Source organism: Nitrosomonas sp. Nm34 (assembly GCF_900113925.1).
In the GTDB taxonomy this organism is placed as follows: domain Bacteria; phylum Pseudomonadota; class Gammaproteobacteria; order Burkholderiales; family Nitrosomonadaceae; genus Nitrosomonas.
This window is the reverse complement of sequence record NZ_FORD01000039.1, coordinates 1-25,170: the sequence shown is the minus strand read 5'-3', so window position 1 is coordinate 25,170 and position 25,170 is coordinate 1. Positions and strand designations below refer to the sequence as shown.

The window sequence follows — 25,170 nt, the reverse complement described above, 5'->3', positions numbered from 1 at the left end:
GCAGCAGGTTGTAAGTAGCTGCCAGCGATGTCTTGCGATTTAAGCGTGCATCTAATGCCTGCTTGATTTCGCTTACAATCAAAATGCCTCCAGCCGCTGCTTTTTCTATAAAAGGCGCCAGAAAGTCCATTGATAAGCCAAGCTCCAAAGGTAGCACTACAGCCTGTGCTTGCTTTAATTCTTCTATTGTTCGGGCATTAACCAATAGTGTCTTTGCTTGTTCCAAAACTTCTTTACCACTTGCCACTCGTGCCATCACTATACTTCCTTTCATAAGTGGCTACTATTATTTCACTTATGAAGTAGAAATGGAATTACAGGGAACCACCACACGTTCCTTTAGGTAAAGATAGCCGTTTTGCTGCTTCAACCAGAGTTAATCCACTTCTTTAAAAACTTGACCGATTGCTCGCGAAATTTCGGGCTATATCGTGTTCGGGGTAATTGTTCCATCTATATCCTCCATTTCATGTCTATATTTTATGAAACTCTAGACTCCATAAAACTCAGCATACCTCAGTCTAGACAGTAATAAAATTGCATGCAAGTGTAGTATTGCTTCCATTTTTATAATCGTTCAGCTTGATTAAAATCATACGGTAAAAGTAATTTATTTTTCCTATACCCGGGAAGAAGAGACATGAAACTCCGTACGAACGTGCGGCGGATCAGAGCAGGAGTGTTTGTGAGCGTTATAGCTGGAGCGGCTGTGATGGCCAGCGTCTCGCTAGCTTGGGCCGAGCATGACGATGGAAATCTCGGGGGCGAACACGGCTTCAGCAACCGGAACCTCAAGGGGTATTACGGATTCAACATATCATACGGCGTGCTCGTCGCCAGTGGGCCGAACCGGCCAGAGGTGCCAGCGCTGCCCTTCGTGAGCATGGAGCGCATGTTCTTCGACGGCGAGGGCGGCTGCATGGTGAGCTCGATCGGGAACGTGAACGGGCAGTCCACCCCGTCGACATCGACGAGCTGCACTTACAGCGTTAATCGGGATGGCACCGGGACCAGCGAGGCGGTATTTCCAGGGACGCCGATCTACGATCCGATTCCGATCGCATTCGTGATCACCGACGGAGGGAACGAGTTCCGAACGGTGGCCACCAAGTTCATTGTGGGAACATTCACGGCGCGACGCCAGTAGTCGCGTCAGTGCCGACGGGTCGCCGCCGACGGAGTTGTGACATCCAGGGCCGGCAGGTTGGGTTCTTATGAAAGAGGGCGTTTATTGTTCCTATAAACGCACCGCGCGGAAACCATTACCAGAGCTATGCTGCTCCTCTATATGGGCTTTCAAATTTTCAGCGCGCTGATCCTTCTCACAGCCAATAACTTTGGCATTTTTGGCGCAAGTTTGATTTTGGCATGTTCAGACTGCTCGGTATCTGGCTCGTGCGACAGTTCTAATCTGCCATTTATGCAGGACTAACCTACCATGCGTGCTTCCCTTCGCAGCCGCCTCATACTGCAGGGTCTGCAATCCGCTTCGGGAGTCGAGCGCATCGGCAATTATTATTTTATCGTCTCAGATGACTCGCCCGATTTGTATCGCCTTGACTTGTCCTGGAACATTATTGGCACAACCCACCTATTTTCTTCAGATATCCACCCAGGAGATCGGATTCCCAAAGCAATCAAACCGGATTTGGAAGCCATGTGTTTGGTTAAATGGCACGGCAAACAAGAATTGCTCTGTTTCGATTCGGGCAGCAACCCCCCCCGCACGCGACATCTGCTATCGCGTGGATGTAACTGACCTAGCGTCGCCCCAAAACGTACGTCCTATTTCTCTTACCGCGTTATATGATATTCTCCGCGCTGATCCTACTATCTTCGGCACACAAAAGCTAAACCTGGAAGGTGCAACCGTCACGCGCGATACAGTTTTGCTTTTTCAGCGTGGCAATATCTCCGGCATTAATGCGCTCATGGAATATCCATTGACGACATTCATGAATTATCTGGATGCGCCAACCTTGCTTGCTCCTATCCCACAAGTCTTCACCTTTACCCTCCCCAAAATTCGTAACCGTCATGCGGGCTTTTCCGCCGCGTTGACGTGGAACGATTCGATTTTGTTTGCTGCTTCCGTCGAAGATACGGACAATGAGATTGACGACGGCCCAACTCTCGGTAGTTTTATCGGGATGTTGCGGGGAAAGGAAATTCTCTGGGTTGTTCCCGTCGAATTGAACGGCTCGATCGCGCCCGTAAAAATCGAGGGGATTGCGATTTTGCAAGTGCAAGAGAATTTGCTTGAAATTGCCGGTGTGACCGATAACGACGCGGACGCCTCTGAAATATTTTGCATCAAAATCCAATAATTTGTTACCCAGTTTGTATCTTCTAGTGGTCTGTAAAAATCACTAGCCCGGCTATTAGATTCACCAGAAATTAAAAGATCTGCTATAAGTATAATGCTCGATTTGGGAAATGATTTTCAATTGGTCGAGCAGGTTGCTCGGGCGCTCCGACCCAAGGTCACCATACGCTACGCCCGCTTATCGACTAAGTCGCTGCAGGAAGCGGCGAACAGCGTGTCGGCTAGGCTCAAGGAGGCGATGAAGCGCAAGACGGGGGAGGGTGGAGCGCAAACTGCCCCCTGGAGCGCGCATAGTCGGCCGCTGCGGAGTGGTTGTGGGTCGGGCATGGGGTAGGCCATCCGGTGCGTTCCCGACGGCGCCTGGACGGGCAATAATGTTAGGATTATTCCGCTTAAACCCAGCGCGGCTACACTACTTTAGCTCCACCCTTACCAACCGAGGTCACTTTGGGATTTTTCCAGTTCTGGCTGAATTTGAGCGAAAATTGATTGTTGAGCGCACTCAAACTGGATTTGCTGCGTCAAGCGCGAGGTCGAAAAGGTCGGCGCCCCGGAAAGATGGATAGATCAGCTCTGATGATAGCCATGTCGGCTTTGTCCGATTCCAAAGCTAATGCGTCTGAAGTAGCCAAAAAGCTTATGATCACAACTACGATACTATATATGTACCTCAACGGCGATGGATGGCTAAAAGAGGCGGGGCAATCCATCATTAGATGAATTACTCTTTTTGACGAAATCAGTCATTGAATTATAGAAGCATATTGCAGACATCAACCCGAAGTTGACATCAGCCGTCGAGAGTAGTACGGTTTGACGGAAGGCCGGATTCAATCCAAGCTAGCCGCTGAAGCGTCTGATCGTTACAACTTAGGCTGCCGTTTCAACCAGGCAAGGGATGAAGGGATGGCCTGTGAGAGCATCATAAAAAGTGTCAATATACATTATGACCTAAGAGAGGTGCATCAAATGGAAACCTATAATTCATCGAAAGTTTCTCACATTGATTTCAATGCCATCCAAACACTTGTCCATCAAGGAAAGGCTGTGATTTCTTCAGAAGATTCTGCCTTAATTGAATGGGCAATTAAGTTGATTATGGAAGGCAGAACTGCAACACTCTACCTTAAACCTACCGTGTTTGAGGCGATCAGAAGATGGTACTGGACACCAGAACGCATCAAGCTCGTTGGATTGAAACCTATTTCGGTGGAAAAAGCTGCGCAGATCAAATCAGATTTCAGCATAGATATCGATGGATACGCTAACAATATCGATTGTCCTCGATGCGGACACCCCTACAGTACGTACGAGTTTATTCAGCAGGGTTTTGAGGAACATGGGGAAGAATTTGTAAGAGCTGCGTTCTCGTTCAAGCGAGCAGCTATTCTTGCTATTAATCCCGTGCAAGATACAATTTGTCGCAACTGCCGCTTGCACATCTTGAATACTGTTGAGGACGGCGCCCGAATTGGAAATAGCTATTATTACGATTATCGGTGCGTCGAGGGCAATGGCTATGGCTGTTGTCGTTGAGGGCGCCGCCCCAGACCTCCTGGCTTCGATGAGTAGGTGCGATAGAACGTCGCCAAAATAGTCATTCGCCATTGATCAGCGGATCTTGGTGTCGTCCCGAGTTAGCTGTCAACGTCGGTTTATATCTGTTCCTACCTTTAAAAGATGTAAACATCGGTCTGCATTCTATTAAATTGAGCATACCTGATGAAGATGTTACTCCTTTACGAAGAAAGCCTTACCGTGTCCCCCCTAGTTAACCGCTGTGTGGCCGTTTCGCGGCGGGGATGGCTGCTACCCCCATCCGATTCCACCGGTCTCACCCCGGGCAATTTTGTGTCGCTTCTACCAGTTTCGCTGCCATTGTGTTTCGGCCGATGCTCAGAAAAAATTCGGAAGAAGCCGCTGCAAATGGTTGTTTTACATGAGGGCGAGTGCGGAGGCGCGCCATGACGGGCAACTCAGGTTCGGCCCTGGTTCGGTTTGTGTCGGTCGGTTCGGTGCATCGGAGAAAAACTACTTTGGATTCTTCATCTATCTGTAGGCATAAGCGACTGAGCTCCGGACTGTTAATCCGACGGTCACTGGTTTGAGACAGGGTGATAAGAGTTGTCAATGGGTAACAACTTGTTATACAATGATAATTGTGAATTGTGCCCAAGCGTGCACCGAAGTAAGCGAAGCGCCGGACTTCGAGTTGTGCTTCCATATAGTGTGATGGAACCAGCCATCGGTTTTCACTACCACTCATTCCATAGCGCGGAAGCGGACATGAATCCCTCGAAAAAGGGACGATGATTATCATAGGATCATTTTTTCTAAGTGCTGCAGTGGATAGTGGTGAGGTAACTCTTGATCGCCGCTGCATCAACTTCTTTCCCCGCTAGTCCGACATGCCCATCTGGACGCAAAAGATAGAAAGCACATCCAGCTATCCCAACGCGTTTTTGCTCGCTTTCGTTAGCAAGGCTCTCGGAAACCGTGTGAGCACGAACGATGTCACCCATTTTCAGTGTGACGGGCGCAACTTGTCCGAAAACGAGGAGGTTGAAACGCGTGTCATCGAGGCGGGCGAACAGGTCTTCGATCGGCCCGTTGGGATGGAATGAAAGCTTCGTCCAGGGAAAGCGATCGCCTGCGCGCGGCGCATCTTCCGGCAAACCGGGCAGATTCTTAGACAGCGTGCTCTCTCGGTAGTGGATACCGATCTGGGAAATTGTCCTGAAAGCAAGTTTTCGCACCCACTCTTTCGTCATCGCAAACGCTACCATACGCGCGAGAATGCGCGTACGAAACAATCGTCCAAACCAGTCGTCTGCGACGATTACCTGGAACATCTTGTCTGTTGTCCTAAGTAGTCGTTTTGCTACCGGAATGCGCTCTTGCTCGTAAGTATCAAGCAACGAAACATGCGCATCACACGTCACGACCAGTGCAAATTTCCAGGCCAAGTTGTAGGCATCCAGCAGACCGGTATTCATACCCTGTGCACCCGCCGGACTGTGAATATGTGCTGCATCTCCCAGGAGAAAGCACCGTCGGTCGCGAAACCTTTCAGCGATCCGATGATAGATACGATATGTAGAAAACCAACTGCATTGCTTGAATATGAGATCGGTTCCTGCTTCTTGCTGAATTGCAGGGATTACCTCGTTGAAGGTCACGTTATCGCGATGCCGCAAGGCCTTTGGCAAGATGCCGATCACCCGCCAGCGGTACTTGTCCATCATAGGGAAAAACAAGTGAAACCCGTCCGCCCATAGGTACACGTTGAGCTCACCTGGCTTCATGGTGCCTGTCGCCTCCGTGTCCGCAACAAAGAACACGTGCTCGTAAGGCGCACCCGAAAACGTGATCCCGCACTTCTCGCGAACGAGACTGTGGGAGCCATCGCATCCTGCTACCCATACTGCCCGAAGCCTGCGGGTGCTGCCGTCAAGCTACCTGAGCGTGACATCTACGTAGTCGGGATACTGTTCGAGCGCTATGAATTCTGTATTCCATCGTATGTCCACGCCAAGCTCATGTAGTTGCGCACCCATGATTCGTTCGTTGTCGTCCTGACCTAGCATTAGGATATACGGAAATGGGCTGATGCTTTGACTTATATCTCCGATGGGAATGCGGACGGTCCACTTCCCGTTTGCCCACATATTTGCACCGCCAACAATAGCACCTAATGTGTGTGCCTGCTCGTTGAGACCCATCTTCGAATAGATTTCGAGTGTGCATGCCTGTACTGCCATCGCCCGCGTCTGCTGTGCCGGCCATGAATGGCGATCAATGATCAGAGGGCGTACCCCTCGACGTGCCAACTGGTTTGCGAGCATCAATCCGGTCGGGCCCGCTCCGACAATCAGTACTTCCACATCCATTGACGTCTCCTTTGAGTAATGTGCTACATTTACCCATCGCAGATGATAAATTTTGAACTGCTGTTGATTTAGTATCCCATACTGAGAGAGCATTAGCCTCATATGTCAATATATGGATGCTTATGTGTATTGGCTCAAACTTGATCTGACAGCTTCAATAATGTGATCTCGGGATAATAAAGTCAGCAAAAGGAATCTGAATTATTTATGATAAGTGGACTCCGGAAAAGAGCTTCATCATTATTCATGAGAAGAGATCTTCCCTGAAGAGCCTAGAAAAAATAACTTGAACATCACGGTGAATGGAATTACAAAACTAAGCCTCGAGTATTCGTGGATATAGCGTGATGTGTTCAAGTTATTTTTTCTAGATCACTTAGTAGTAGAGTTTCTCAGGTGTTCTCCTAACCGTAGCGTAATAATTCTTATGTCGAACTCACGCTACAATATGTTTATACCCCTGGCTGCAGTAATATAACGCCGCGCCGTTGAATAGCTATAAAAATTGTATACGTTTGCATTATTGCTTCCTAAATTTTATTTTTTTATTCTTGTACGAAAATAACAGATCGGTTTAAGTCATAGTTTCTCCTCTGCTTCAAGTTCTAAGCTGCATTATTAGTTGTTATTTTTTATTCATGAGCAATGAGGGATGAATAAGGTAGAGTCGATTCATTCTTCGATGAGTGGCATTTTTTAATGCAGCCAAGACGTGCTAACTACAGCGGATGGGAGATTATTAATAACAGCGTGAACGGGGCTGTATGCTTGATGGGTGGCATTATCAGCGAATATTATTCCTTACTACTACCAGTTAAAATGCATATTGAAAAAATAAAATGGATGGATCTGAAAGGACTGACAGTTTCTTTTATTTTAGCTTTGCTAGTCATATTTCCTTCTCTCAGCTTGACTAATACTGCCCGAGCGGCGGAACCTGATGCGTTTAATAGCTGGGTCAAAACTGCCAGGATAGGTGGTGCCGCGGTCTTTACAGGAATGACAGCGCAAGAGATGAACCAGATCATCTCAAATATGGTGTCTCAAAAGGTTACCGTAATTGAGGCTGATTCTAATCTCTCTGACTACCTGACCGATGCCCAATTCGAGCAGGAACTAGCACTCATGCACCGCTTCGCAACCGAAGTCCATAAACGGGACCTAAAGGTAGTTTGGTATTACCCGAGCCTGGAGGTATTAACTCCTAATGGCAAGAATATTGAGCACACTATGTTTAAAGATCACCCGGATTGGGTACAAATTGGTATAGAGGGTCAACCTAATGTGTTTTATGGCGGTAGTGGTCGGGTTCATTGGGTCGCGAAGGACGAGGAAAGTGCTTGGATGTCACCTCAATCACCTTATAAGGATTATTTTCTTGACCGCGTCCAAAAGATAGCAGCGACAGGAGTCGATGGCTTATGGTTAGACGTTCCCCTATTTAACGATATTGGCGTAGAGTGGGCTGGCTTTGACCCCTATGCAATTGCAAAGTTTAAAACTGATACAGGTCTTGATGCACCAGTGGCCGAAAACTGGACGGATCCAATCTGGAGGCGTTGGATTGCCTGGCGTCACCAAGAGATAGCTTTGTTTTTGCGTGATGTGGCCAGCGCAGGCCGGGCTATCAACCCCGAATTCCCTCTAATCGTTGAAACTGTCACTTTAGATTACAACGCGGCGACCGTTATCGCGTTAGATGGAGCCGATTTGAAGAATTTGGAAGGAATTACGCACGTCTGGGAAATCGATGCATTGAGTGATGATAATGGGATGCGTTCTTCTTCAGAAGACGATTGGATATCTCTCATCGCTATGAACAAGTTCGCACGAGCGGCCTCAGGTAAAAAGCCGTCCTGGGTGTTTACTTATGGCCAGCTTAGCGATGATGCTGAATTGGTGATGGCAGAAACCTTGGCTACACGCAACAATCCATATGAAACAAAAATCCCGCAAATGACCACGTCGGTAGGTGCCGACTACCGTACCCGTATGTTTGGCTGGACTCAAGAAAACTCACCCTATCTATTTGAAGCACAACCTGGTGCGCGAGTTGCAGTTCTTTACTCGTCCCCCAGTCGTGACTATGTAGATAAAGCGGCAGGAGTCGGGCTATATACTGATACGACATCTAACGACCCGCTTTGGTGGACTAAAACCCCGAGTGACAGCGCTTACGAACGGCAATATTTAGCTGAGTATCGCGGTATGGTGAAAATGCTGGTGCATCAACATATTCCTTTTGAAATTGTCGTCAACCCAGTTGATTCAGCAGAGCTAAATCCCTATGACACAGTGCTCTTGCCGGATGTTCAGGCGATTTCTGATACCGAAGCCGCTATCCTGCGGCAATATGTGCAAAACGGCGGCAGCCTGATTATAACGGGCGCCAATCCCACCGCTCTGGATGAATATGGAACAGCCCGTGCTGACTATGCTTTAGCCAATCTGCTGGGATTTAGCAAGCAAGACGCGCTTCCTGCCGAGAAGGAAAATACATTTGGTAAGGGTAGCGTACGTTTCTTTTCTGCCTCATTAGGGAAAAACTATTTTGTCTCCAGCGACGCAACATCACTCCAGCAATTATCTGGTGCCGTTCAGGCAACCAGTACAATCCCCTTGACAACCGATGCTGACCGCCGCGTCCATTTCGAGTTGTCTCAGCTTGGCAATCACACGATTCTGCAATTGGTGAATTTTATCGGTGTCAATGGCTCTTTTACAGTAGAACCAACTACTTTTTCCGTCAACCTTAAGATTCCCGATGGCAAGGAAGTAACTGGTGTAGCATTGACCTCGCCCGACTCGCCTAATACACCCGGCTTGAGACCGCTTGATTACACGGCATCAAACCAGCAAATTAGTTTTAATGTAATGCTAAACCAATATGCACTCGTCGTGGTCTCTTATGATGACGCACAAGCGCCCTCCAACAATCATACGCCAATCGCTAGCAAATAAATATAATCTTAATACTGGCGATCCATGGTATCGGTAAATTTTACGCACAGCCATGCTGTTAGTTAATGATGACGACCTTGATGGTGCACGCTAGTTATTACAACTGTGAATGCTACCAACTCAAGCAGTTCACTTGTAAATAATAGGTATGTTGAGAAGTTGGTGCCCATGTCATTGGCTACCTTAACAGCAATTGATCTGGATGACTGAGATGGTTACACGAAGGTTACTTTGTAAATGGATAAGCTCTAGGTGACTGCACAGCAGTATTCTTATCCCATTTCCCTTCAATAGCTTCAATACAATCTTTTGCACCTGAGATCTGGCCTTCTATGAAGTGCTTATTTTCCTCATCAAATTCTTGCGCGGCTATTTTAGCTATTTCGGAATGATGATCCATTACCATATGGCACATCGATAAACATCTTTCTCGCTCTTCGGCGACCGCATCATCTAATTCATTTGGCGTGTAATGTTGAGTGTCCATAATTATCTGTAATTTAGTTATCGTCAGGAAATGGAAGTTTTTCTACAACATAAACTACATGCTTTAAAGCTGATGCTTATGGGGTTACGCCACGCTAATCCAACCTACAGGGCAGAATACGAGCCAAAATTGAACGCTGGTGATCTCCCATATGATTGCTCAGCAAATGACATCCGAGTGGAGACGAGCCCCCCCAAAGAGTGGCATCTGCTCTGCCGTCGTTCGTTGTATGTTTATTTGGACATAATACGCGAAGTTAGCGAAATCGAAAATATGGGGGCTAGTGCAATTCACGAGTATACCGCCAATGGTTCCGTAGCCCTCCACTAGGGGACCAGTATTGGTATCTATCGTCGTGCCAACGGTGGCAGCCGCTCCAGTACTGAGGTCTTTTCGGCGCAAAGCCGCGAAAATGACAGCCCCAGTTCCGCTCCCATCCGTATCTCGATAGGTGATCGTTAAAGCTTGCGCCACTTCAATTGTTGAAAAAACAGGGCACGTCAAAATGATCTCGCCGGTCGTGCCGGCTGCGAAACCGGCGTCCCCGGCAGAGTTGAACACAAGATGGGCGTTACTCGTCTGTCCGACCGGCACACAGGCCGCGCCAGCGATCGCCCAACTTTCTTGGGGAGCGGCCAGAGCGGTTCCCGGCAACGTCGCTACCGCAGCTGCAAGCCCAAAGCAGATAACCAAGCTCTTTCCTAATTTCGACATTGTGACCTCCATGGGTGTACAGGGAAAATAAAAACTTTTTGATAACTGAAGTTTCATAGTTCACGAAATTACAATAAGAGTAATTGCTAACCTTCACTCTGCCGAATCAATCAATAAAAAATAAGGATAATCGGCAGCTTAAGCAGATCTATGGATCAACAGCATTAATGCAAATAATGCTAAGGGATAGCAAACAGGTAGACAATAATACATTTGTATACAATTTTATTCTTTGCTGGTAGGAATCTAGCATAAGCTATACCTGATCAGACGATCCTGGCAACCAGCGCCAAAACAATGATCAGGATGGTTCCTGCTACGATCAGCTGCATGCCTCTCAGAGTCACCTTGTGCAGGAACTTTTTGCCCGAGAAAGCGCCTATGAACTCAGCAAGGTAGCAACGACAACGGGCGTCAGTGTGCTTGGGACTGGGCAATGCAACGAATATATGAGATAAATAAATAACTTCTTACAAACATTACAAAGTCAGACGCCGATCTGGAGAAAAGAATACTCGAATTAGGGCGATCAATAGCAAGAGCAAGCGGCTACGCTCAGTGCCGCTTAATGGGAGTACCATAGGAGTATTGATTCAGCTCGATACGCGCCACTTTCACGCCTCTTGGTCAGTTGAGAGTGGGCGGAGTCTTTATGAAGTCCAGGAGATACTTGGGCATTCTGATCCTAAAGTGACAATGCATTATGCTCATTTATCCACGAAGACTTTGCTTGACGCATCTAGTTGTGTATCAGCCAAATTAAGATAGCCCAAGGGGGCCTTTTAAACCGGGCTCTGAGTTGCGCTGGGGGTATGTGTAGCACTGGTCGCATGTCGGAATGGGGTGAAGAGTGGGACGCAAACTGGTCCCTTGGGCGCGCATAGTGGGACGCTGCGGGGCGGTTGCGGGATGGGCATTGGGATAGTCATCCCGTGCGCATACGACGGAGCATGGACGGGCGATAGTGTGGGGAGTATTCCGCTTAAGCCCGGCGCGGCTCCGCTTAAGCTCTTGCACTCATCAACAGTGAGCACCGCTCATGTAATTGCTCAGTATGGCTAATGCGCGTATGCGATCGGTACATCCTGCCACTTCGTCGTGTAGCAAGGTGACATGCTCTCGCGTTGCATGCTCCAGGATTTGTTGCTTCCTACAGAAAACACCGACACGGTCTCACGTCCGTATCTTTGGTTTAACTGATCCAGTACCTTCATCAATCTTGCGGATCTGTCGTCTGCGCCATGCAGGGTAAACAATGACTCCTGGTGCACAGCTGCTGAGTCGATACCGGTCAGGATCACACCTGCTTTTTTATAGGCATACCCTGGCCGGTAGATACGCTTGAGACCAAATAGCGCCGCCCTGACTAGCAAGCGCGTATCACTGCTGGCATTGGGTAGCGGCACCGTCATGCAGTTACTGTACTGCTTCTCCTGTTCACGGAAGGGATTAGTCCGTATGAACACTTGAATTGCGTTACAAACCGAGTTCTGACGGCGCAACTTTTCGGCCGCACTGCTCGTATGGCTGGCAACGGATTCGCTCAGTTCGGTCAGGTGATCAATCAATTGTCCAAACGATCTTGAGGAAATGATCTGCTTTTTGGGTGCTAATACTTCTTCCAGTGCCAGGCACGAGATACCACGCAGCTCATAGCCCAAGCGTTCGATGACCACTCCGAAATTGGCGCGTAACCAGGCAGGTGGAGTGTCACGTAACGCCTGCACGGTTTTAATCCCTGCTGCATTCAGATGTAAATTCAACTGACGACCCACACCCCATACTTCACCCGCATCGATAGTCGATAACAAAGCCTCATATTGCTCATATGACATGGTTGAGAAATCGCATACCCCATGGAAAGCCGGTTGTTTCTTGGCAATATGATTGGCCAGTTTGGCCAGCGTTTTGGTGGCGCCAATGCCAACGCACACTGGCAGGGTAGTCCATTGGCGTATACGATGACGTATTTTATGGCCAATGCCCGTGGGTATCGGCCAGAGGCTTTGCAAGCCTTGTAGACCGAGGAAACACTCATCGATCGAATAAACTTCAACATGAGGACTAAAATCACGCAGGATCGACATTACCCGATTAGACATATCGCCATATAAGGTATAGTTGGAGGAAAGCGCCACGATGCCATGCTGTTTTGCCAAATCCTTGAGCTGGAACCAGGGCGTACCCATTTTGACGCCGAGCGCCTTGACCTCATTGGAACGAGCCACGGCACAACCGTCATTATTGGAGAGCACTACCACCGGCCGATTGATCAGATTCGGATTGAAAGCTCTCTCGCAGCTGACATAGAAATTGTTGACGTCCACCAAAGCAAATAGTGGTCTACTGACGGGAATGATGCCAGTTGACATGATTATACGATAAAACGTGCTACCGTCCCCACTACCACTCCCCACACCTGCAACTCCTCATGTTCGCGCAAACGGATGGGGGGATAAGCGGGATTCTCAGCGTGCAGTTCGATCACGCCATTGCAGGCATACAATCGCTTGACCGTATATTCATTGTTGATCACCGCCAATACGATATGCCCGTGTTTAGGTTCGACTGAGCGATCGACCACCAGCATATCGCCATCGTGGATATGGGCACCCGTCATGGAATTCCCGATGACACGAAAGAAATAGGTCGCTGCTTTATTGCGCACCAGGTAACTATTCAGATCCAGTTCCTTCTCAACATAATCGTCTGCCGGCGATGGAAACCCGCCAGGGATTCGATGCTGCAATAACGGCAGGATACAAACGGCAGAGTCAAGCTTGGCTCGCTGCAAAACAGGCAGGGTCGATTCGCTGGTGGGTTCAAATGGCACAATAATAGTCATGACGATTGCCGAGGTGCTTGATGAAAAGTACAGTATAAAGCACTTATTTGACGGGTAACAATACAACGACATTTGCGGATGTTTTGCCTTGGCTTACCCGCTTGCAAAAGCTTACTTCTAGTAAGGAAACAACATGCGAACTGAGCGTCAAAAAATGCTTGCTGGCGAACTTTACGACCCGTTCGACCCTGAGCTAGTTGGCGCGCGTGAACATGCCCGCTCGTTATGCCACGCGTTGAATACCACGAGGGAGTTGGAGCAGAGCGAAAGACGCCGCATTCTGGAGGATCTCTTCGGCACTGGCGGCGATACCGTTAGGATGCAACCTCCCTTCTACTGTGATTACGGCTCAAATATTCATTTGGGTACTCGCGTATATTTCAACTTCAACTGTACCGTTCTTGATGTGTGCGAGGTCCACATTGGTGACTACACGTTATTTGGCCCAGGCGTGCAGATTCTTACGCCGTTGCATCCGTTCAACGCAGCTCTACGTAGAACGCAGGAATATGGAAAGCCCATCGAGATCGGAGCGGACGTATGGGTGGGTGGCGGAGCACTCATTTTGGCCGGCGTCCGTATCGGCTCCCGAACAATTATCGGGGCAGGTAGTGTCGTGACGCGCGACATTCCCGCAGGCGTGCTTGCGGCCGGAAATCCATGTCGAGTAATTCGCGAGGTTTCGGCATAGTTGCCATGGTGATGGCTTAAGTGCTTGATGAGGAGGGTTTCTATATCGGTTTTCATCGATGATGGTGACCGCCTCGATGGTGTCCTTTCCAGTGCCTGTGACTATGCCCTCTATGGCCCCCACCTCGATAGGCGTTGTCGAAATGTCTATGTCCACCATGGATATGCCTATGTCCCCCAAAGATGGCGTTATCCTTTGGAAATGCGGTTAGCCAGGAAGATGCTGTAATAGACAGTGATCAGTGCGCTGGCAGAACGTTGGAGCGATGTAGCGCGGGAAGAGTGCCGGTCGCCCCGGCCCGCCCGTCGGAATTTCGGGGGGAGCGGGACACCAACCGGCCCCCTAGGGCGCGCATAGTGGGCCGCTGCGGGGGGGCGGTTGTGGGGCGGGTATGGGAATATAGTCATCCCGTGCGCACCGGCGGCCTGTGGGTGGGTAGCGTGGAGCTTGTCCCGCTTAAGCCGAACTCGATTTTGCTTGTGCTTTTATCCTCATCAACCGGGACTATCGGTCGCAAAACCCGGTCGTATTCAGATTGCGTTCTCAATAGATATTTTCATTTTGCTTACCCAGGGCATCGGTATTTCCGCGAACGCCAAGCATAATACTCTTCAATTGTTTGTGATTCTGGATGAATTACAGGCTAAAATAAATAGGATATCTTATTGGTTATGCAGAATGTCCGAAGATTTAGAAAATGCCGAGCAGTTCTTGTCTTTGTCTCAGGAGGAAATGGATGAGCTCGATGACTTCTTGATGTCTGATGACACGTCAGATGAAATCATGATGCTGGATGGGTTAGATGGTTATCTGACTGCTATAGTATCCGGACCAATCACATTAAAGCCTAGTGAATGGCTACCGGGTATATGGGGGCCATCAGAACAAGATAGACCTACATTCAAAACTAAAGTCCAGGCCCAGCGTATCCACGAATTGATTATCAGGCATATGAATAGCATCATCTGGAGCCTTCATGATGACCCAGATGCTTATGAGCCAATATTTGGCGCAAGGATTTATGAATCGCAAGAATATATCGATGCTGAGATGTGGGCCTATGGATACATGCTTGGCGTAGAGTTATGCCGTGAGCAGTGGCAGCCATTATTGGATGATCCGAATGGACCAATAGTTTTACTTCCTATCTATCTGCTTGGTGCTGACAATGTCACAACGGAAGAAGAACTACTGACTAAAACACCAATTCAGCGCGAAGAACTAGCTAAGCAAATACCTGCCAGCGTTGCCTGGATTTATCGTTATTGGCTGCCCTATCGTCAGGCTAACTTTGAACGCTCGATTGCCACCACATTTCAGCGAGAACAACCAAAAATCGGGCGTAACGATCCATGCCCTTGCGGCAGTGGGAAGAAATACAAGAAGTGCTGTGGGATAGCAGGGACATTGCATTAGGAGAAGTTACAGCATTGCTTCAGTAGCTGCGTAGCCACTCTTTCATCATCTCTTAGCGCTTCGGCCAAAATCGAGGAGGAGGCACGACGCAAGGGGAGGTAAGAGGCGGCTTCCCGTAGCGGAGTGCCATGCGGGCCCCGGCCGCCCCGGCTCGCCCCCGCAGTTTAGGAGCGAAGAGTGGGGCGCAAACCGGCCCCTCAGTCGCGCATAGTGGGCCGCTGCGGGGTGGGCATGGGGACAGTCATCCCGTACACTTTCGGTGGCCCTTGGACGGGTGATAGCATGGAACTCGTTCCACTTAACCCAACGCGACTTCGCTTGAGCTGTCGCTATCACCAACCGGTACAATCAGCCGTATATCCAAGGTTATTTAGGTGGATTCTATACTGACGCGCGGGCGCTACCACAATCTGGAATTTATTGAGTTATAAATGTAAAGAACGGTAAATACCGTTTTCTGTTTAAATCAAAATTACTTCTTCTTTTTCTTTGGTGTGGTTACTGCTGTCTTGAAAATGGTTCCAGCCGTGAATTTTGGCACTGTGGTCGCAGCGATCTTCAACGCTACACCAGTCTGCGGGTGTCTGCCGGTGCGAGCGGCACGCTTGGTAGACTTGAAAGTACCAAAGCCAGGAAGTACGACAGTGTCACCCTTGGCGACGGTTGCAACTACAGTATCGATCATGGCTTTTAAGGCCTTGGCTGCGGCAGCTTTGGGTATCTCTGCCTGGGCTGCGATCTCTTCTACCAGTTCCGTTTTGTACATGCTGGAAATACTCCTTTTAGGTAAAAAGCTAGCAGTATAAATATATAGACGTTGTTGGCATATCATAATGTCATCAACATTAACCTGTATTTCCAGAGTATATTTCATGGGCGAGGATGGCTCTCTCATCCGATTTTCCGCGGTCATCAAGTTGTTCAGGTTAATGCCCTTCTCAATTTTTGGCACTAAAAATGACCGCAGTTCATTTAAGGTGTGCTATGAATTTAGACTCAGTTGTATACTACAATGTATATGCTCAATCAGCAAATACTCCCCTCCGAATGTTTCAGGCAGATCAAAAGGGGTATACTGGCAATTTTCAGCGAGGGAAAAGCTATGTCTCATAATGACAAGAGCAAACCTAACACAGCCGGAACTCCTGGCCCTCTTAACAAGACAGGCCTAACTGCTAATTCCACCGCAGAAGTTACCACAGCTGCTCCGATCAGCGACCGCCGGCTGAGCAATATTGCTATTCAAACACAATGTCAGAGCGAGCACGACCGGGAAATTCCAGAAGAGGATTTGATGTCCCCGCTTACCCTTCGCGGCGTTACTTTCCGCAACCGGATCGCAATATCACCCATGTGCATGTATTCCGCCCATGACGGTTTTGCCAATGACTTCCATCTCGTCCATTTGGGTGGCCGGGCAATGGGTGGTGTAGGGCTTGTGGTTGTTGAAGCTACTGCAGTTACGGCTGAGGGACGCATTACCCCGGGAGACATGGGGATCTGGAAAGATGAGCATATTGAGCCGTTAGCTCGCATTGCACGATTTGTGGAGATGCAAGGCTCGATTCCGGGTATCCAGCTCGCCCATGCTGGGCGCAAAGCCAGCTGCGATGTTCCCTGGAATGGTGGCAGCTGCCTGAAAACTCCGGCGGAAGGAGGCTGGCCAGTGATTGGCCCGAGTCCTCTGCCTTTTTACGCCGATGATCCGATTCCCCATGCCATGTCGGAAACAGACATTGAGCATTGCGTTGAAGCATGGGAGGCAGCGGCTCGACGTGCGCTGGATGCAGGCTTTAAAATGATAGAACTTCATGCTGCACACGGCTACCTGATGCACGAATTTCTATCACCTTTAAGTAATCATCGCACTGATAATTATGGCGGCAGTTTGGCAAATCGCATGCGGCTTTTGCTAAGGGTTGCCAAACGCCTCCGCGATGTTATCCCGTCCGAACTGCCTTTCTTCGTGCGGATCTCCGCCACTGACTGGGTCGATGGCGGCTGGGATATAGAGCAATCGATTATTCTTTGCAGAGAACTGAAGTCACTTGGAACGGATCTGATCGATGTTTCGTCCGGAGGTGTTATACCGGATGCAAGAATCCCCGTTGCCCGAGGCTACCAGGTTCAATTTGCCCAACGCGTCCGGGATGAAGCACAAATCCACACGGGTGGGGTAGGGTTGATTACCGACCCGCAATATGCGGATGAGATCATCACCAGCGGTCAGGCGGATCTCGTTTTTATCGGACGAGAGTTACTGCGGGAGCCTTACTGGGCCCTCAAGGCGCAACATATGTTAGGGATAGAGCCTGAATGGCCTATCCAGTATGGTTATGCCGTTAAGCGGCGGGCAAAATAACGCCTCAGGGTCAGGTTCAGAACTAAGAATTCCGATTCTTGCAAACAATAACCCCAATCGTCGCTCTTATTTTTCTTCATTCGCGAGCTGTAAATAGCGGTGTATAGTTATATGGTTTGATTTTAATATCAATAGCCTTGGCATGGGTCGCGTTATCCTATGTGATGGAGTTCAATGCGCAGTTTGTCAATAAATGCCATCATGATTATTTGCTTCCATTGATAGGGCTTGCAGAGCCAGTTCAGCAATCAAAAGATCTAAATTAGCGTTTTGGTGATCATCCTCTTCCAAGAACCACGAAGCTGATAAGCCAGCATACGCCAATGTCCACTGCAATAAGCGCTGGCGTTCCAAATTAGCAGCTTGCGCAATCACGTGAGATTGGCGAATAAATCTGAGGGGATCTGTGACCGTTGGCAAATCTGGATTACACAGAAGATTTGCGTAGTCATAGCCGCGTTCGCCGATTATTCGCTTTGGATCGATGGCTAGCCAACCGCGTGAGCCAAAATCCAGTACGTTTTCGTGATGTACATCACCATGCAGCACTACGATGTCGCGCGGTGACGCCAATAGCTTCCGTGCGACAGCTAAACTTCCGAGAAGCAAGTCACCTTCGCGCTGGGCAGCTGATTCTAACGCTTCAAACCAAATATTTAATGGGATAAGTTCAGGTGGCGGTGTCGATCGGTGTCTGTGTAATTTAGCGATTACGTTACAAGCGATGCGACTAGCCTCATCATCCTGACCTTGGCACGCCATTTTGATGAGAGAATTTGTTCCTTGTGCCCGCTCCATCAATAATGCATCGCCTTCGTACGCATATACTCGTGCTGCGCCATCGCCATTCCACCATTGCATAACTAAGCCACCGAATTTCTCTTCGGCATCCATAGCAATTTTTAGCATGGCAGGATTACCATCTATATGCCCATCCATACGTACTGGCAATAAATAACTGCTACGCGTGACAATGGGATCGCCATCGGCAATCAAATTCCATCGGCCTAAGTAAGGTTTAAACATAAACCATTTTAGCAGAGCTTTGTGCGGTTTGTTATCGTGAAGAGTAGCAGTAAATTCATATAATCATGAGGCAATTCAACCTGATTAAGTTCCGATCAGCCCATATCGCCACAGTATGGGGATGAGTCGGGCGCAAACCGGTCCCTCAGGCGCGCGCAGTCGGCCGCTGCGGGGCGGGCATGGGGGTAGTCATCCCGTGCGTCCACGACGGCCCCTGGACGGGCGATAGCGTGGAGATCACTTCGCTTAAGCCCGACACGAGTTCGCTTTACTACGCTTTCGCTTTCAATCTTATATTGCACGCTTATGCGCTCATAGACCGTAGAGAATGCTAGTGATGTGGTCGTAGATACAGTTGACTACTGATCTCTCCTGATTCCAGCCAATTACGTCGAAGTGATCATAATTATCATAATTACAGAGGTGGCGGGGGTCGAGGTGGTTCCAGTAGCCTCTGACCGAATTACCGTCATAGCTACGTACCGGTTGACCGAACGGGGCTACCATACTGATATAGTTGACCGCGCCATCGTTGACGAACCAATTGTGGTTGACCGGCTCGCGCCTTGGATCGGTCTGGGTATATGAACCCATGCCACTTCGGAAAAACGATGGCACCACCCATCCGCCAGCGGCATTCTTAAGGAAAAAGATCATGTCGTCGCGGGCATACTGATAAATGCTACGCTGGAATGGCGCGATCAGTCGGTCCGTATCATTGCGGCAGAAAAAGCAGTCCTGTTCGGTAGCGTGGGTAGTGATGGAATAGTAATACACGTTTGGCGAGATCCCGACCCAGCTGTTCAGCTCGCGCGCCATCTGGCCCGAGTTCCCATATCGCCGAGTCGTGGTTTTTTAGATTCCAAAACGGTACGTCCTTGGTACGGTTGATAAAATCGCCGATATTTTCGGGAAGTTCCTGTGCCAGACCATATTGTTCCAGCTTGAAGTTGTAATCGGATTACTGCTTCCACCGAGGCCAGTAGCTTGGACGATCAAACCGATCAACTCTGAGACTTTAGGTGCGGAATCGATGATTACGTCACGCAACGTGGTGCCGTTGTGTGGTGTGGAGATGGTGGTTGCACTTTTCACCCACCCGATCTTGCCGCCGGTGTAGAGTGGACTGTCGCCTTCATTGCCGTAGGGTGAGCCCTTTTCCAGCAGTTGAATCAGCGTGCGCACGGTTTGGCCGCCCTGGCTATGCGAGATCAGATGAATCGGGTGATCTTTATCCCATTCTGGATAGAGTGCGGGCGGATGCTCGTCGGGGTTGTTGTCCTGGTCGGCTGCCCAGCATTTTCTTTTTCTGTCCGGCCCTTCTAGTCTCTGTTTTTTGCCATATATCGCGAATTGTGCGGTGCGCGCTTTACCGTAGTCGACGCATCCCCCTTTGATCTGGTAATACAGTTCCACCGCGCGATCCCAGTTTGAACTCACGAGCCCGACCGTGGCAGTAAATACCTGATGGGAACCGTTGTTTTGGAGATAGCCTTCGATATCGTGGCAACCACCCCAATACTTGAAGTTATTCATTTTTAAATCTAAAGTGTATTTATTGAATTTTTTATCAATGTAATTTCAATTACTTGCCGGCATTAATAATTAACTTTTGATTTGGAAATGGAATTACCCAGTATCACAGCTTGTAACGTCAATCGCTTACAATCCGGTACTATTTCGGTATATACCTTGCCTTCTCGCTCAAACACGCCAAACACGGGTTGCTTTGTTGTTCCTTGACCTCGCTTGCGCTTGCCATGATAACCGCATTGTCGTTTTGCTACAAAATAGCTTTCATCAATCTCAATTCCACCTACTAATTTCTCTTTTAAAGCAGTCTGATAACAATATATTATTCGTCTAAATAACCCATATCAGAGGTTTATCATGTTACGATTTTTCCTAGTAAACAGGAGCAGCTTTGGCCACAGGAATATCAATGCAAAAGCATTTAATTATTTTTTTGATGTAATAGTTGCTTAATTTACTGTTTCTTAACATCTTACTAAACTAACAGATCATTTCTGCTAGTCTAGAACCTTCAATAATACAGGCTGCAAGTGCGTACTTGTTTTACGTGCTAAGTCAGCAAATCTAGGAGGAAATATGAATGGCTGGTTCCGTTTCGTTAATGGCCTGTCATGAATGCGATTTATTATTGCGCGTGGATCATTCGTTCGCAGAGGGAGTAATGAAATGTCCTCGCTGCGCTGCTGTTCTGCTTAAACATAAGCGGCACAGCCTAGATTTAACCCTGGCATATACGATCACCGGTTTGATTTTATTTGTGATCTCCAATGCCTTTCCGATTATTGACTTCCAATTTGAAAGGCAGAGCACAGAAACTATCTTGCTTTCAGGAGTCTGGGAGCTGCTCGATCAGGACATGTACTTGCTCGCAGGTCTCGTATTTGTTACCACCATCCTTGCACCTTTCACCCAGCTTGTTACTTTGCTCTATGTTTTTTTACCATTAAAATTCAACCGTATCGCGCCATATACATCTGAGGTATTTCGCTTTGCATCAGCGCTTAGGTCCTGGAGCATGATGGAAGTCTTCATGCTTGGTATTCTGGTTTCCACGGTCAAGTTGGCTTCTATGGGAACGATTGTTCCTGGCATTGCCCTGTGGTCCTTTGGTATTCTAATCTTTGTGCTGGCGGCGACCACATCCAGCCTCGACCCGGATCTAGTATGGGAAAAGCTGGGAGTTAGCCGGTGAATGATCAAACTAATACTTGGATTACTGCAGCTGCAGTCGGTCTGATAAATTGCCACAGCTGCGGCCTGCTGCATAAAGCGACCCCAGTGCATGATTATTGCCACCGTTGCGGTGCATCTTTGCATTTACGCAAACCCGATAGTCTGTCACGGACCTGGGCTTATTTGTTTGCCGCCTATATTTTGTACATCCCGGCCAATGTATTGCCAATTATGACAACCACCAGTCTGGGATCGGTCCAGTCGAATACGATTTTAAGCGGCGTTAACTATCTTCTGGTCTCAGGTTCATGGTTAGTAGCCTTGATCATATTTATAGCCAGCATCTTTGTACCCGTACTGAAATTGATGATTCTCAGTTACCTGGCAATTTCTGTTCAAGTGCGTTCTTCATGGCACCCTCGGGAACGAGCACGACTCTATCGTCTGGCAGAAATCATGGGGCGATGGTCCATGGTCGATATCTATGTGGTGACATTGATGGTGGCTTTGGTCAAAATTCAAGGATTGGCTGATATTGATGCAGACATCGGCGCTGTTGCCTTTGGGGCGGTTGTTGTCCTGACGATGCTGGCGGCCATGTCATTCGATCCCAGGCTGATCTGGGATAACGCAGAGAAAAATAATGAATGAGCAAAGCTTAAATGAAAAACAAACCAGCGACCTGCCAGCAACGCGAGCAGAAGCCCGTAGTGGAATATCCATAGTCTGGCTGATTCCACTGGTGGCATTGCTTGTTGGTGCATGGCTGGCTTATAAAGCGTGGTCTGAAACTGGTCCCACCATCACGATAAGCTTCAAAACTGCAGAAGGGCTGGAAGCGGGTAAAACTAAAATCAAATACAAAAACGTCGAGATTGGCCAGATTCGGTCAATCGAACTGAGCGATGATCTGTCGCATGTTATTGTCACCGCTGAATTGGTCAGGAATGCCAAGCATTATCTGACACAAAGTACGCGTTTTTGGGTGGTTCGCGCACGCATTGCGGCAGATGAGGTTTCCGGACTGAGTACGCTTTTATCTGGTGCTTATATCGGGATAGATCCCGGAAAAGAAGGCGACAGCGCGAGGCATTTCGTCGGGCTGGAAGCCCCGCCAGTGTTAACAGATGACACACCTGGAAGTCATTTTTTTCTTCGTGCTGACAATCTAAGTTCTCTGGATGTCGGGTCGCCGGTATATTATCGTATGATCAAAGTGGGTCAGGTGATCGGCTATCGCTTCGCTGAGGATGGCCAATCGGTGGAGATTGATGTATTTATCCATTCACCCCATGACAAACAGGTCAATTCCAATACTCGTTTTTGGAATGCGAGCGGCCTGGAAATATCTTTAGATGCCAATGGTATCAAGGTAAGTGCTGAATCATTAGTTACTGTCATGATGGGCGGCATCGCTTTTGAGACTCCAAGAAAGCTGAGTCAGGTAGAGCCCGTTGCCAAGGACCGTGAATTTGTTCTGTTCAAAAACCGTGAAGCTACTATTCTGGAAAATCCTACACTTAAGATTGAATATGTATTGCATTTTTCCGGTTCGGTGCGTGGCTTAAGTTTGGGTGCGCCAGTAGAGTTTAGGGGAATCCCGGTCGGCGAAGTGATTGATATCGACATGGAATTCAATGCAGAATCCAACGAGATTATGATTCCAGTGACAATAGAATTTATACCTGAAAGCATAATATTCAAAGGCGTTCCCAACCAAATAGAGTTTATCCGCAGCCATCACAAAACAGTTATGAATACCTTTGTCAAACGAGGAATGCGTGCCCAGCTAAAAACTGGAAATTATATGACAGGTCAGTTGTTTGTCGATCTGGATTTTATTCCTGATACACCTATCGCAAGCATTAATTGGGAAAAGACCCCTCCCGTGTTTCCCACTACGCCCACACCTTTTGAGGAAATCAGCACCACGCTTACCAGCTTGATCAAAAAACTGAAGAATCTTCCATTGGATAAAATTGGAAGTCAGTTTCAGGATACAGTTATCAAATTGACGTCGACCATGCAGAAGACGGAGCAATTGGTTCACGCTCTGAATACTTCTGTTACGCCGTCGATCATTGCGACATTAGATCAGACTCAGAAGATGCTTTCCACTGTGGAGCAAACAATTCAAAGCGACTCGTCCACGCAACGTGACCTGCAAGATGTGTTCGATGAATTGTCAAAAGCGGCACGATCCATCCGTATCATGGCCGATTATCTGGAACGACATCCTGAGGCACTTATTCACGGCAAACGAGAAAATTAATGATACCTTCATCTCTTGTATTCCGTTGTCTGGTCATCTTGGTGGGGTTATTGGTGACTGGATGTGCAAGTACGCCTACTTATACGTTTTATACGTTAAGTGCCATGCAGGCCGTAGATGAAAAGCTTCCAACTGTTTACCGCAGCAATAATGCCACTATTTCAGTGAATCTCCTTTCGTTTCCATCCTATTTAGATCGCCCGCAAATCGTTACTCGGCCTACGGCGCATACGTTAGCAATCCATGAATTTCAGCGCTGGGGTGGATCGCTGGAAGACGATTTTATGCGGGTACTTGGCGAAAACCTATCAATCCTATTGAATACTCAACATATTTTTTTGTCACGGCAAAATGCGCCATTTACTATCGATTACCGCGTTGCTATCGATGTTAAACGATTCGATGGAAATCTGGGCGAGCAAATCGTCCTTGATGTCGACTGGATGATTATCACCCAAGAAAATAAAGAGCGCACAGTGATCAGAAAATCAGTGATACGTGAAGCCGTTGAATCGAACGATTATGAGCTTCTGGTATCGGCTAAAAGTAAGGCTATAGAAAAATTAAGCCATGAAATTGCTGATGTAATCTGGAAAATCCAGAGTAATTAATCCTTATGCTTTGGAAATGGAGTAGAAACTAGGGTCCAGATTCTTTAATTAACGTGAGTTCGACATAAGAAAAGCTGTAAAAGAAGTCTGAATTCCTTATGATGAAGTAGTTTTGGAAAAAAATTCATCATGAGAGGAGTCAGGGTTCAATGGGTACTACAGCGATTTTTTATGCGAGTGACGACTTCTGTAAAGAGTTTCAGCCACGGTGGGAGCAGCACTTATTAGAGTCGTCGCTGAAACGGCGTCGGCGGCAGGGAGCGCTGTGTCTAAGCGAAGTCATGACAATTATGGTGGGGTTTCATCTGTCCGGCTACCGGACGTTTAAGCACTATTACCTGAATGACGTGTTGAGGTATCAGCGGGGTTATTTTCCAAGGTTGGTGAGTTACAACCGCTTGGTGAAGTTGCTCAAGGTAGCCTGTGAATCGCCCCGGGTAAACAGACAAAAGAAACATCAGCTACAAGATATTTTCTTTATCAGTATCTGCGCTGCGATTTGTGGTGCAGATGTGGATTGCCATTGAACAATTTGGCTTGGCAAAAGAGGTGTGGTTCACCGAATTGCCGGGCTTAAAGCATGGCATCCCTTCGCACGATACCTTCGGAAAGTTTACGCCGCCATTGATACCGGGCGGTTCAGCGTTTTTTTTCCCGCTGGGTTGCTGACCTGGCCAGCCTCACCGAAGGCGAAGTGATTGCAATAGATGGCAAGTGTTTAAGACGTAGTAGCATTGACCAGGCTTCAAAAAAAGCCGCCATCCACATGGTCAGCGCTTGGGCTCAGCACAACAATCTGGTGTTAGGCCAGGTTAAAGTCGGTGGCCAATCAAATGAAATCACCGCCATTCCCCAATTGCTTT

General features: G+C 48.2%; 29 protein-coding genes and 4 pseudogenes. 21 read left to right on the top strand and 12 right to left on the bottom strand.

The genetic code is table 11. The features are described from left to right. Positions 1-274, bottom strand: a pseudogene (locus tag BM283_RS13030) (hypothetical protein); the annotation flags it as partial. Positions 275-640: 366 nt separating this feature from the next. Between BM283_RS13030 and BM283_RS13025 the strand changes: the two are divergent. The 5 genes from BM283_RS13025 (at position 641) to BM283_RS13000 (ending at position 3,862) form a co-directional block, all read left to right on the top strand. Beyond that, complete coding sequence (locus tag BM283_RS13025) at positions 641-1,147, top strand: hypothetical protein (RefSeq protein WP_090693796.1); 507 nt, start codon at positions 641-643, stop codon at positions 1,145-1,147. A gap of 291 nt (positions 1,148-1,438) precedes the next feature. Continuing rightward, on the top strand, positions 1,439-1,759 hold the full coding sequence (locus BM283_RS13020) for a DUF6929 family protein (RefSeq protein ID WP_090693794.1): 321 nt from the start codon (positions 1,439-1,441) through the stop codon (positions 1,757-1,759). Continuing rightward, positions 1,746-2,327, top strand: a complete 582-nt coding sequence (locus BM283_RS13015) for a DUF6929 family protein (protein WP_090693791.1) — start codon at positions 1,746-1,748, stop codon at positions 2,325-2,327. The genes BM283_RS13020 and BM283_RS13015 overlap by 14 nt, the downstream gene beginning before the upstream one ends. Before the next feature lie 491 nt (positions 2,328-2,818). Next, positions 2,819-3,046, top strand: coding sequence for a hypothetical protein (locus BM283_RS18925; RefSeq protein ID WP_175492139.1), 228 nt, complete (start codon positions 2,819-2,821; stop codon positions 3,044-3,046). Between the two features lie 249 nt (positions 3,047-3,295). After that, positions 3,296-3,862 (top strand): hypothetical protein, encoded by a 567-nt coding sequence (locus tag BM283_RS13000; protein WP_139225282.1) that lies wholly within the window; start codon positions 3,296-3,298, stop codon positions 3,860-3,862. Between the two features lie 298 nt (positions 3,863-4,160). Here the strand turns inward: BM283_RS13000 and BM283_RS12995 are convergent, their stop codons facing one another. Next, positions 4,161-4,646, bottom strand: a complete 486-nt coding sequence (locus BM283_RS12995; protein ID WP_139225281.1) for a hypothetical protein — start codon at positions 4,644-4,646, stop codon at positions 4,161-4,163. 13 nt (positions 4,647-4,659) lie between these two features. Further along, positions 4,660-6,216: pseudogene (locus tag BM283_RS12990) on the bottom strand (FAD-dependent monooxygenase). A 750-nt stretch (positions 6,217-6,966) separates the two neighbouring features. Here BM283_RS12990 and BM283_RS12980 point away from each other — a divergent pair. After that, positions 6,967-9,177, top strand: coding sequence for a beta-galactosidase trimerization domain-containing protein (locus BM283_RS12980; RefSeq protein ID WP_175492137.1), 2,211 nt, complete (start codon positions 6,967-6,969; stop codon positions 9,175-9,177). Between the two features lie 226 nt (positions 9,178-9,403). On the opposite strand, the gene BM283_RS12975 is transcribed toward BM283_RS12980, so the two are convergent. Both BM283_RS12975 and BM283_RS18210 read right to left on the bottom strand, forming a co-directional pair. Continuing rightward, positions 9,404-9,664, bottom strand: coding sequence for a hypothetical protein (locus BM283_RS12975; protein ID WP_090693773.1), 261 nt, complete (start codon positions 9,662-9,664; stop codon positions 9,404-9,406). A gap of 159 nt (positions 9,665-9,823) precedes the next feature. Next, positions 9,824-10,168 carry a hypothetical protein gene (locus tag BM283_RS18210; RefSeq protein WP_139225279.1) on the bottom strand — a complete coding sequence of 115 codons (345 nt, stop codon included), beginning with the start codon at positions 10,166-10,168 and terminating at the stop codon, positions 9,824-9,826. Positions 10,169-10,217: 49 nt separating this feature from the next. Here BM283_RS18210 and BM283_RS18205 point away from each other — a divergent pair, with 49 nt between their 5' ends. The 3 genes from BM283_RS18205 (at position 10,218) to BM283_RS18200 (ending at position 11,440) form a co-directional block, all read left to right on the top strand. Continuing rightward, complete coding sequence (locus BM283_RS18205) at positions 10,218-10,409, top strand: hypothetical protein (protein WP_139225278.1); 192 nt, start codon at positions 10,218-10,220, stop codon at positions 10,407-10,409. A gap of 527 nt (positions 10,410-10,936) precedes the next feature. Further along, on the top strand, positions 10,937-11,146 hold the full coding sequence (locus tag BM283_RS20625) for a tyrosine-type recombinase/integrase (RefSeq protein ID WP_217646522.1): 210 nt from the start codon (positions 10,937-10,939) through the stop codon (positions 11,144-11,146). A gap of 75 nt (positions 11,147-11,221) precedes the next feature. Further along, positions 11,222-11,440: a hypothetical protein gene (locus BM283_RS18200; protein ID WP_139225277.1), complete on the top strand. Its 219-nt coding sequence runs from the start codon at positions 11,222-11,224 to the stop codon at positions 11,438-11,440. Here BM283_RS18200 and BM283_RS12960 read toward each other — a convergent pair. Together BM283_RS12960 and BM283_RS12955 are read right to left on the bottom strand one after the other, a co-directional pair. Further along, positions 11,437-12,795, bottom strand: coding sequence for a Y-family DNA polymerase (locus BM283_RS12960; RefSeq protein ID WP_254776361.1), 1,359 nt, complete (start codon positions 12,793-12,795; stop codon positions 11,437-11,439). The genes BM283_RS18200 and BM283_RS12960 overlap by 4 nt on opposite strands. Then, complete coding sequence (locus tag BM283_RS12955; RefSeq protein WP_090693763.1) at positions 12,753-13,223, bottom strand: LexA family protein; 471 nt, start codon at positions 13,221-13,223, stop codon at positions 12,753-12,755. Before BM283_RS12955 ends, BM283_RS12960 begins: the two co-directional genes overlap by 43 nt. A 133-nt stretch (positions 13,224-13,356) precedes the next feature. Here BM283_RS12955 and BM283_RS12950 point away from each other — a divergent pair, with 133 nt between their 5' ends. The 4 genes from BM283_RS12950 (at position 13,357) to BM283_RS18920 (ending at position 15,608) form a co-directional block, all read left to right on the top strand. After that, entirely contained in the window at positions 13,357-13,914 is a 558-nt protein-coding gene (locus tag BM283_RS12950) for a sugar O-acetyltransferase (RefSeq protein ID WP_090693761.1), read from the top strand. 182 nt (positions 13,915-14,096) lie between these two features. Beyond that, positions 14,097-14,519 (top strand): hypothetical protein, encoded by a 423-nt coding sequence (locus BM283_RS18195; protein WP_139225276.1) that lies wholly within the window; start codon positions 14,097-14,099, stop codon positions 14,517-14,519. Between the two features lie 73 nt (positions 14,520-14,592). Beyond that, the gene (locus BM283_RS12945) at positions 14,593-15,330 is read left to right on the top strand and encodes a UPF0149 family protein (RefSeq protein ID WP_090693806.1); all 738 of its coding nucleotides are present in this window, start codon (positions 14,593-14,595) and stop codon (positions 15,328-15,330) included. 128 nt (positions 15,331-15,458) lie between these two features. Beyond that, positions 15,459-15,608 (top strand): hypothetical protein, encoded by a 150-nt coding sequence (locus BM283_RS18920; RefSeq protein ID WP_175492136.1) that lies wholly within the window; start codon positions 15,459-15,461, stop codon positions 15,606-15,608. 194 nt (positions 15,609-15,802) lie between these two features. Here the strand turns inward: BM283_RS18920 and BM283_RS12940 are convergent, their stop codons facing one another. Further along, a complete protein-coding gene (locus BM283_RS12940) occupies positions 15,803-16,096 on the bottom strand; it encodes an HU family DNA-binding protein (protein WP_090693803.1) in 294 nt (97 codons plus the stop codon). A 336-nt stretch (positions 16,097-16,432) separates the two neighbouring features. Between BM283_RS12940 and BM283_RS12935 the strand changes: the two genes are divergently transcribed. Then, on the top strand, positions 16,433-17,692 hold the full coding sequence (locus BM283_RS12935) for an NADH:flavin oxidoreductase/NADH oxidase (RefSeq protein WP_254776360.1): 1,260 nt from the start codon (positions 16,433-16,435) through the stop codon (positions 17,690-17,692). Between the two features lie 186 nt (positions 17,693-17,878). On the opposite strand, the gene BM283_RS12930 is transcribed toward BM283_RS12935, so the two are convergent. The 4 genes and pseudogenes from BM283_RS12930 to BM283_RS12915 form a co-directional block, all read right to left on the bottom strand. After that, positions 17,879-18,718, bottom strand: a complete 840-nt coding sequence (locus tag BM283_RS12930; protein WP_090693758.1) for an aminoglycoside phosphotransferase family protein — start codon at positions 18,716-18,718, stop codon at positions 17,879-17,881. Positions 18,719-19,030: 312 nt separating this feature from the next. Then, positions 19,031-19,537 (bottom strand): hypothetical protein, encoded by a 507-nt coding sequence (locus BM283_RS12925; RefSeq protein WP_090693756.1) that lies wholly within the window; start codon positions 19,535-19,537, stop codon positions 19,031-19,033. 36 nt (positions 19,538-19,573) lie between these two features. After that, positions 19,574-20,254 (bottom strand): lipase-like domain-containing protein, encoded by a 681-nt coding sequence (locus tag BM283_RS12920; RefSeq protein WP_090693753.1) that lies wholly within the window; start codon positions 20,252-20,254, stop codon positions 19,574-19,576. A 95-nt stretch (positions 20,255-20,349) separates the two neighbouring features. Further along, positions 20,350-20,722, bottom strand: a pseudogene (locus tag BM283_RS12915) (transposase); the annotation flags it as partial. A 109-nt stretch (positions 20,723-20,831) separates the two neighbouring features. Between BM283_RS12915 and BM283_RS12910 the strand changes: the two are divergent. The 7 genes and pseudogenes from BM283_RS12910 to BM283_RS20060 all read left to right on the top strand — a co-directional run. Next, entirely contained in the window at positions 20,832-21,443 is a 612-nt protein-coding gene (locus BM283_RS12910; RefSeq protein WP_090693751.1) for a paraquat-inducible protein A, read from the top strand. Then, entirely contained in the window at positions 21,440-22,075 is a 636-nt protein-coding gene (locus BM283_RS12905; RefSeq protein WP_175492135.1) for a paraquat-inducible protein A, read from the top strand. The genes BM283_RS12910 and BM283_RS12905 overlap by 4 nt, the downstream gene beginning before the upstream one ends. Beyond that, positions 22,068-23,696 carry a PqiB family protein gene (locus BM283_RS12900; protein WP_090693749.1) on the top strand — a complete coding sequence of 543 codons (1,629 nt, stop codon included), beginning with the start codon at positions 22,068-22,070 and terminating at the stop codon, positions 23,694-23,696. The genes BM283_RS12905 and BM283_RS12900 overlap by 8 nt, the downstream gene beginning before the upstream one ends. Then, positions 23,696-24,307 (top strand): PqiC family protein, encoded by a 612-nt coding sequence (locus BM283_RS12895; RefSeq protein WP_090693747.1) that lies wholly within the window; start codon positions 23,696-23,698, stop codon positions 24,305-24,307. The genes BM283_RS12900 and BM283_RS12895 overlap by 1 nt, the downstream gene beginning before the upstream one ends. A 149-nt stretch (positions 24,308-24,456) precedes the next feature. Continuing rightward, the gene (locus BM283_RS20070; RefSeq protein ID WP_254776359.1) at positions 24,457-24,834 is read left to right on the top strand and encodes a transposase family protein; all 378 of its coding nucleotides are present in this window, start codon (positions 24,457-24,459) and stop codon (positions 24,832-24,834) included. Further along, positions 24,818-24,976, top strand: coding sequence for a hypothetical protein (locus BM283_RS20065; RefSeq protein ID WP_254776358.1), 159 nt, complete (start codon positions 24,818-24,820; stop codon positions 24,974-24,976). The genes BM283_RS20070 and BM283_RS20065 overlap by 17 nt, the downstream gene beginning before the upstream one ends. 10 nt (positions 24,977-24,986) lie before the next feature. Continuing rightward, positions 24,987-25,170 (top strand): annotated as a pseudogene (locus BM283_RS20060) (ISAs1 family transposase); the annotation flags it as partial.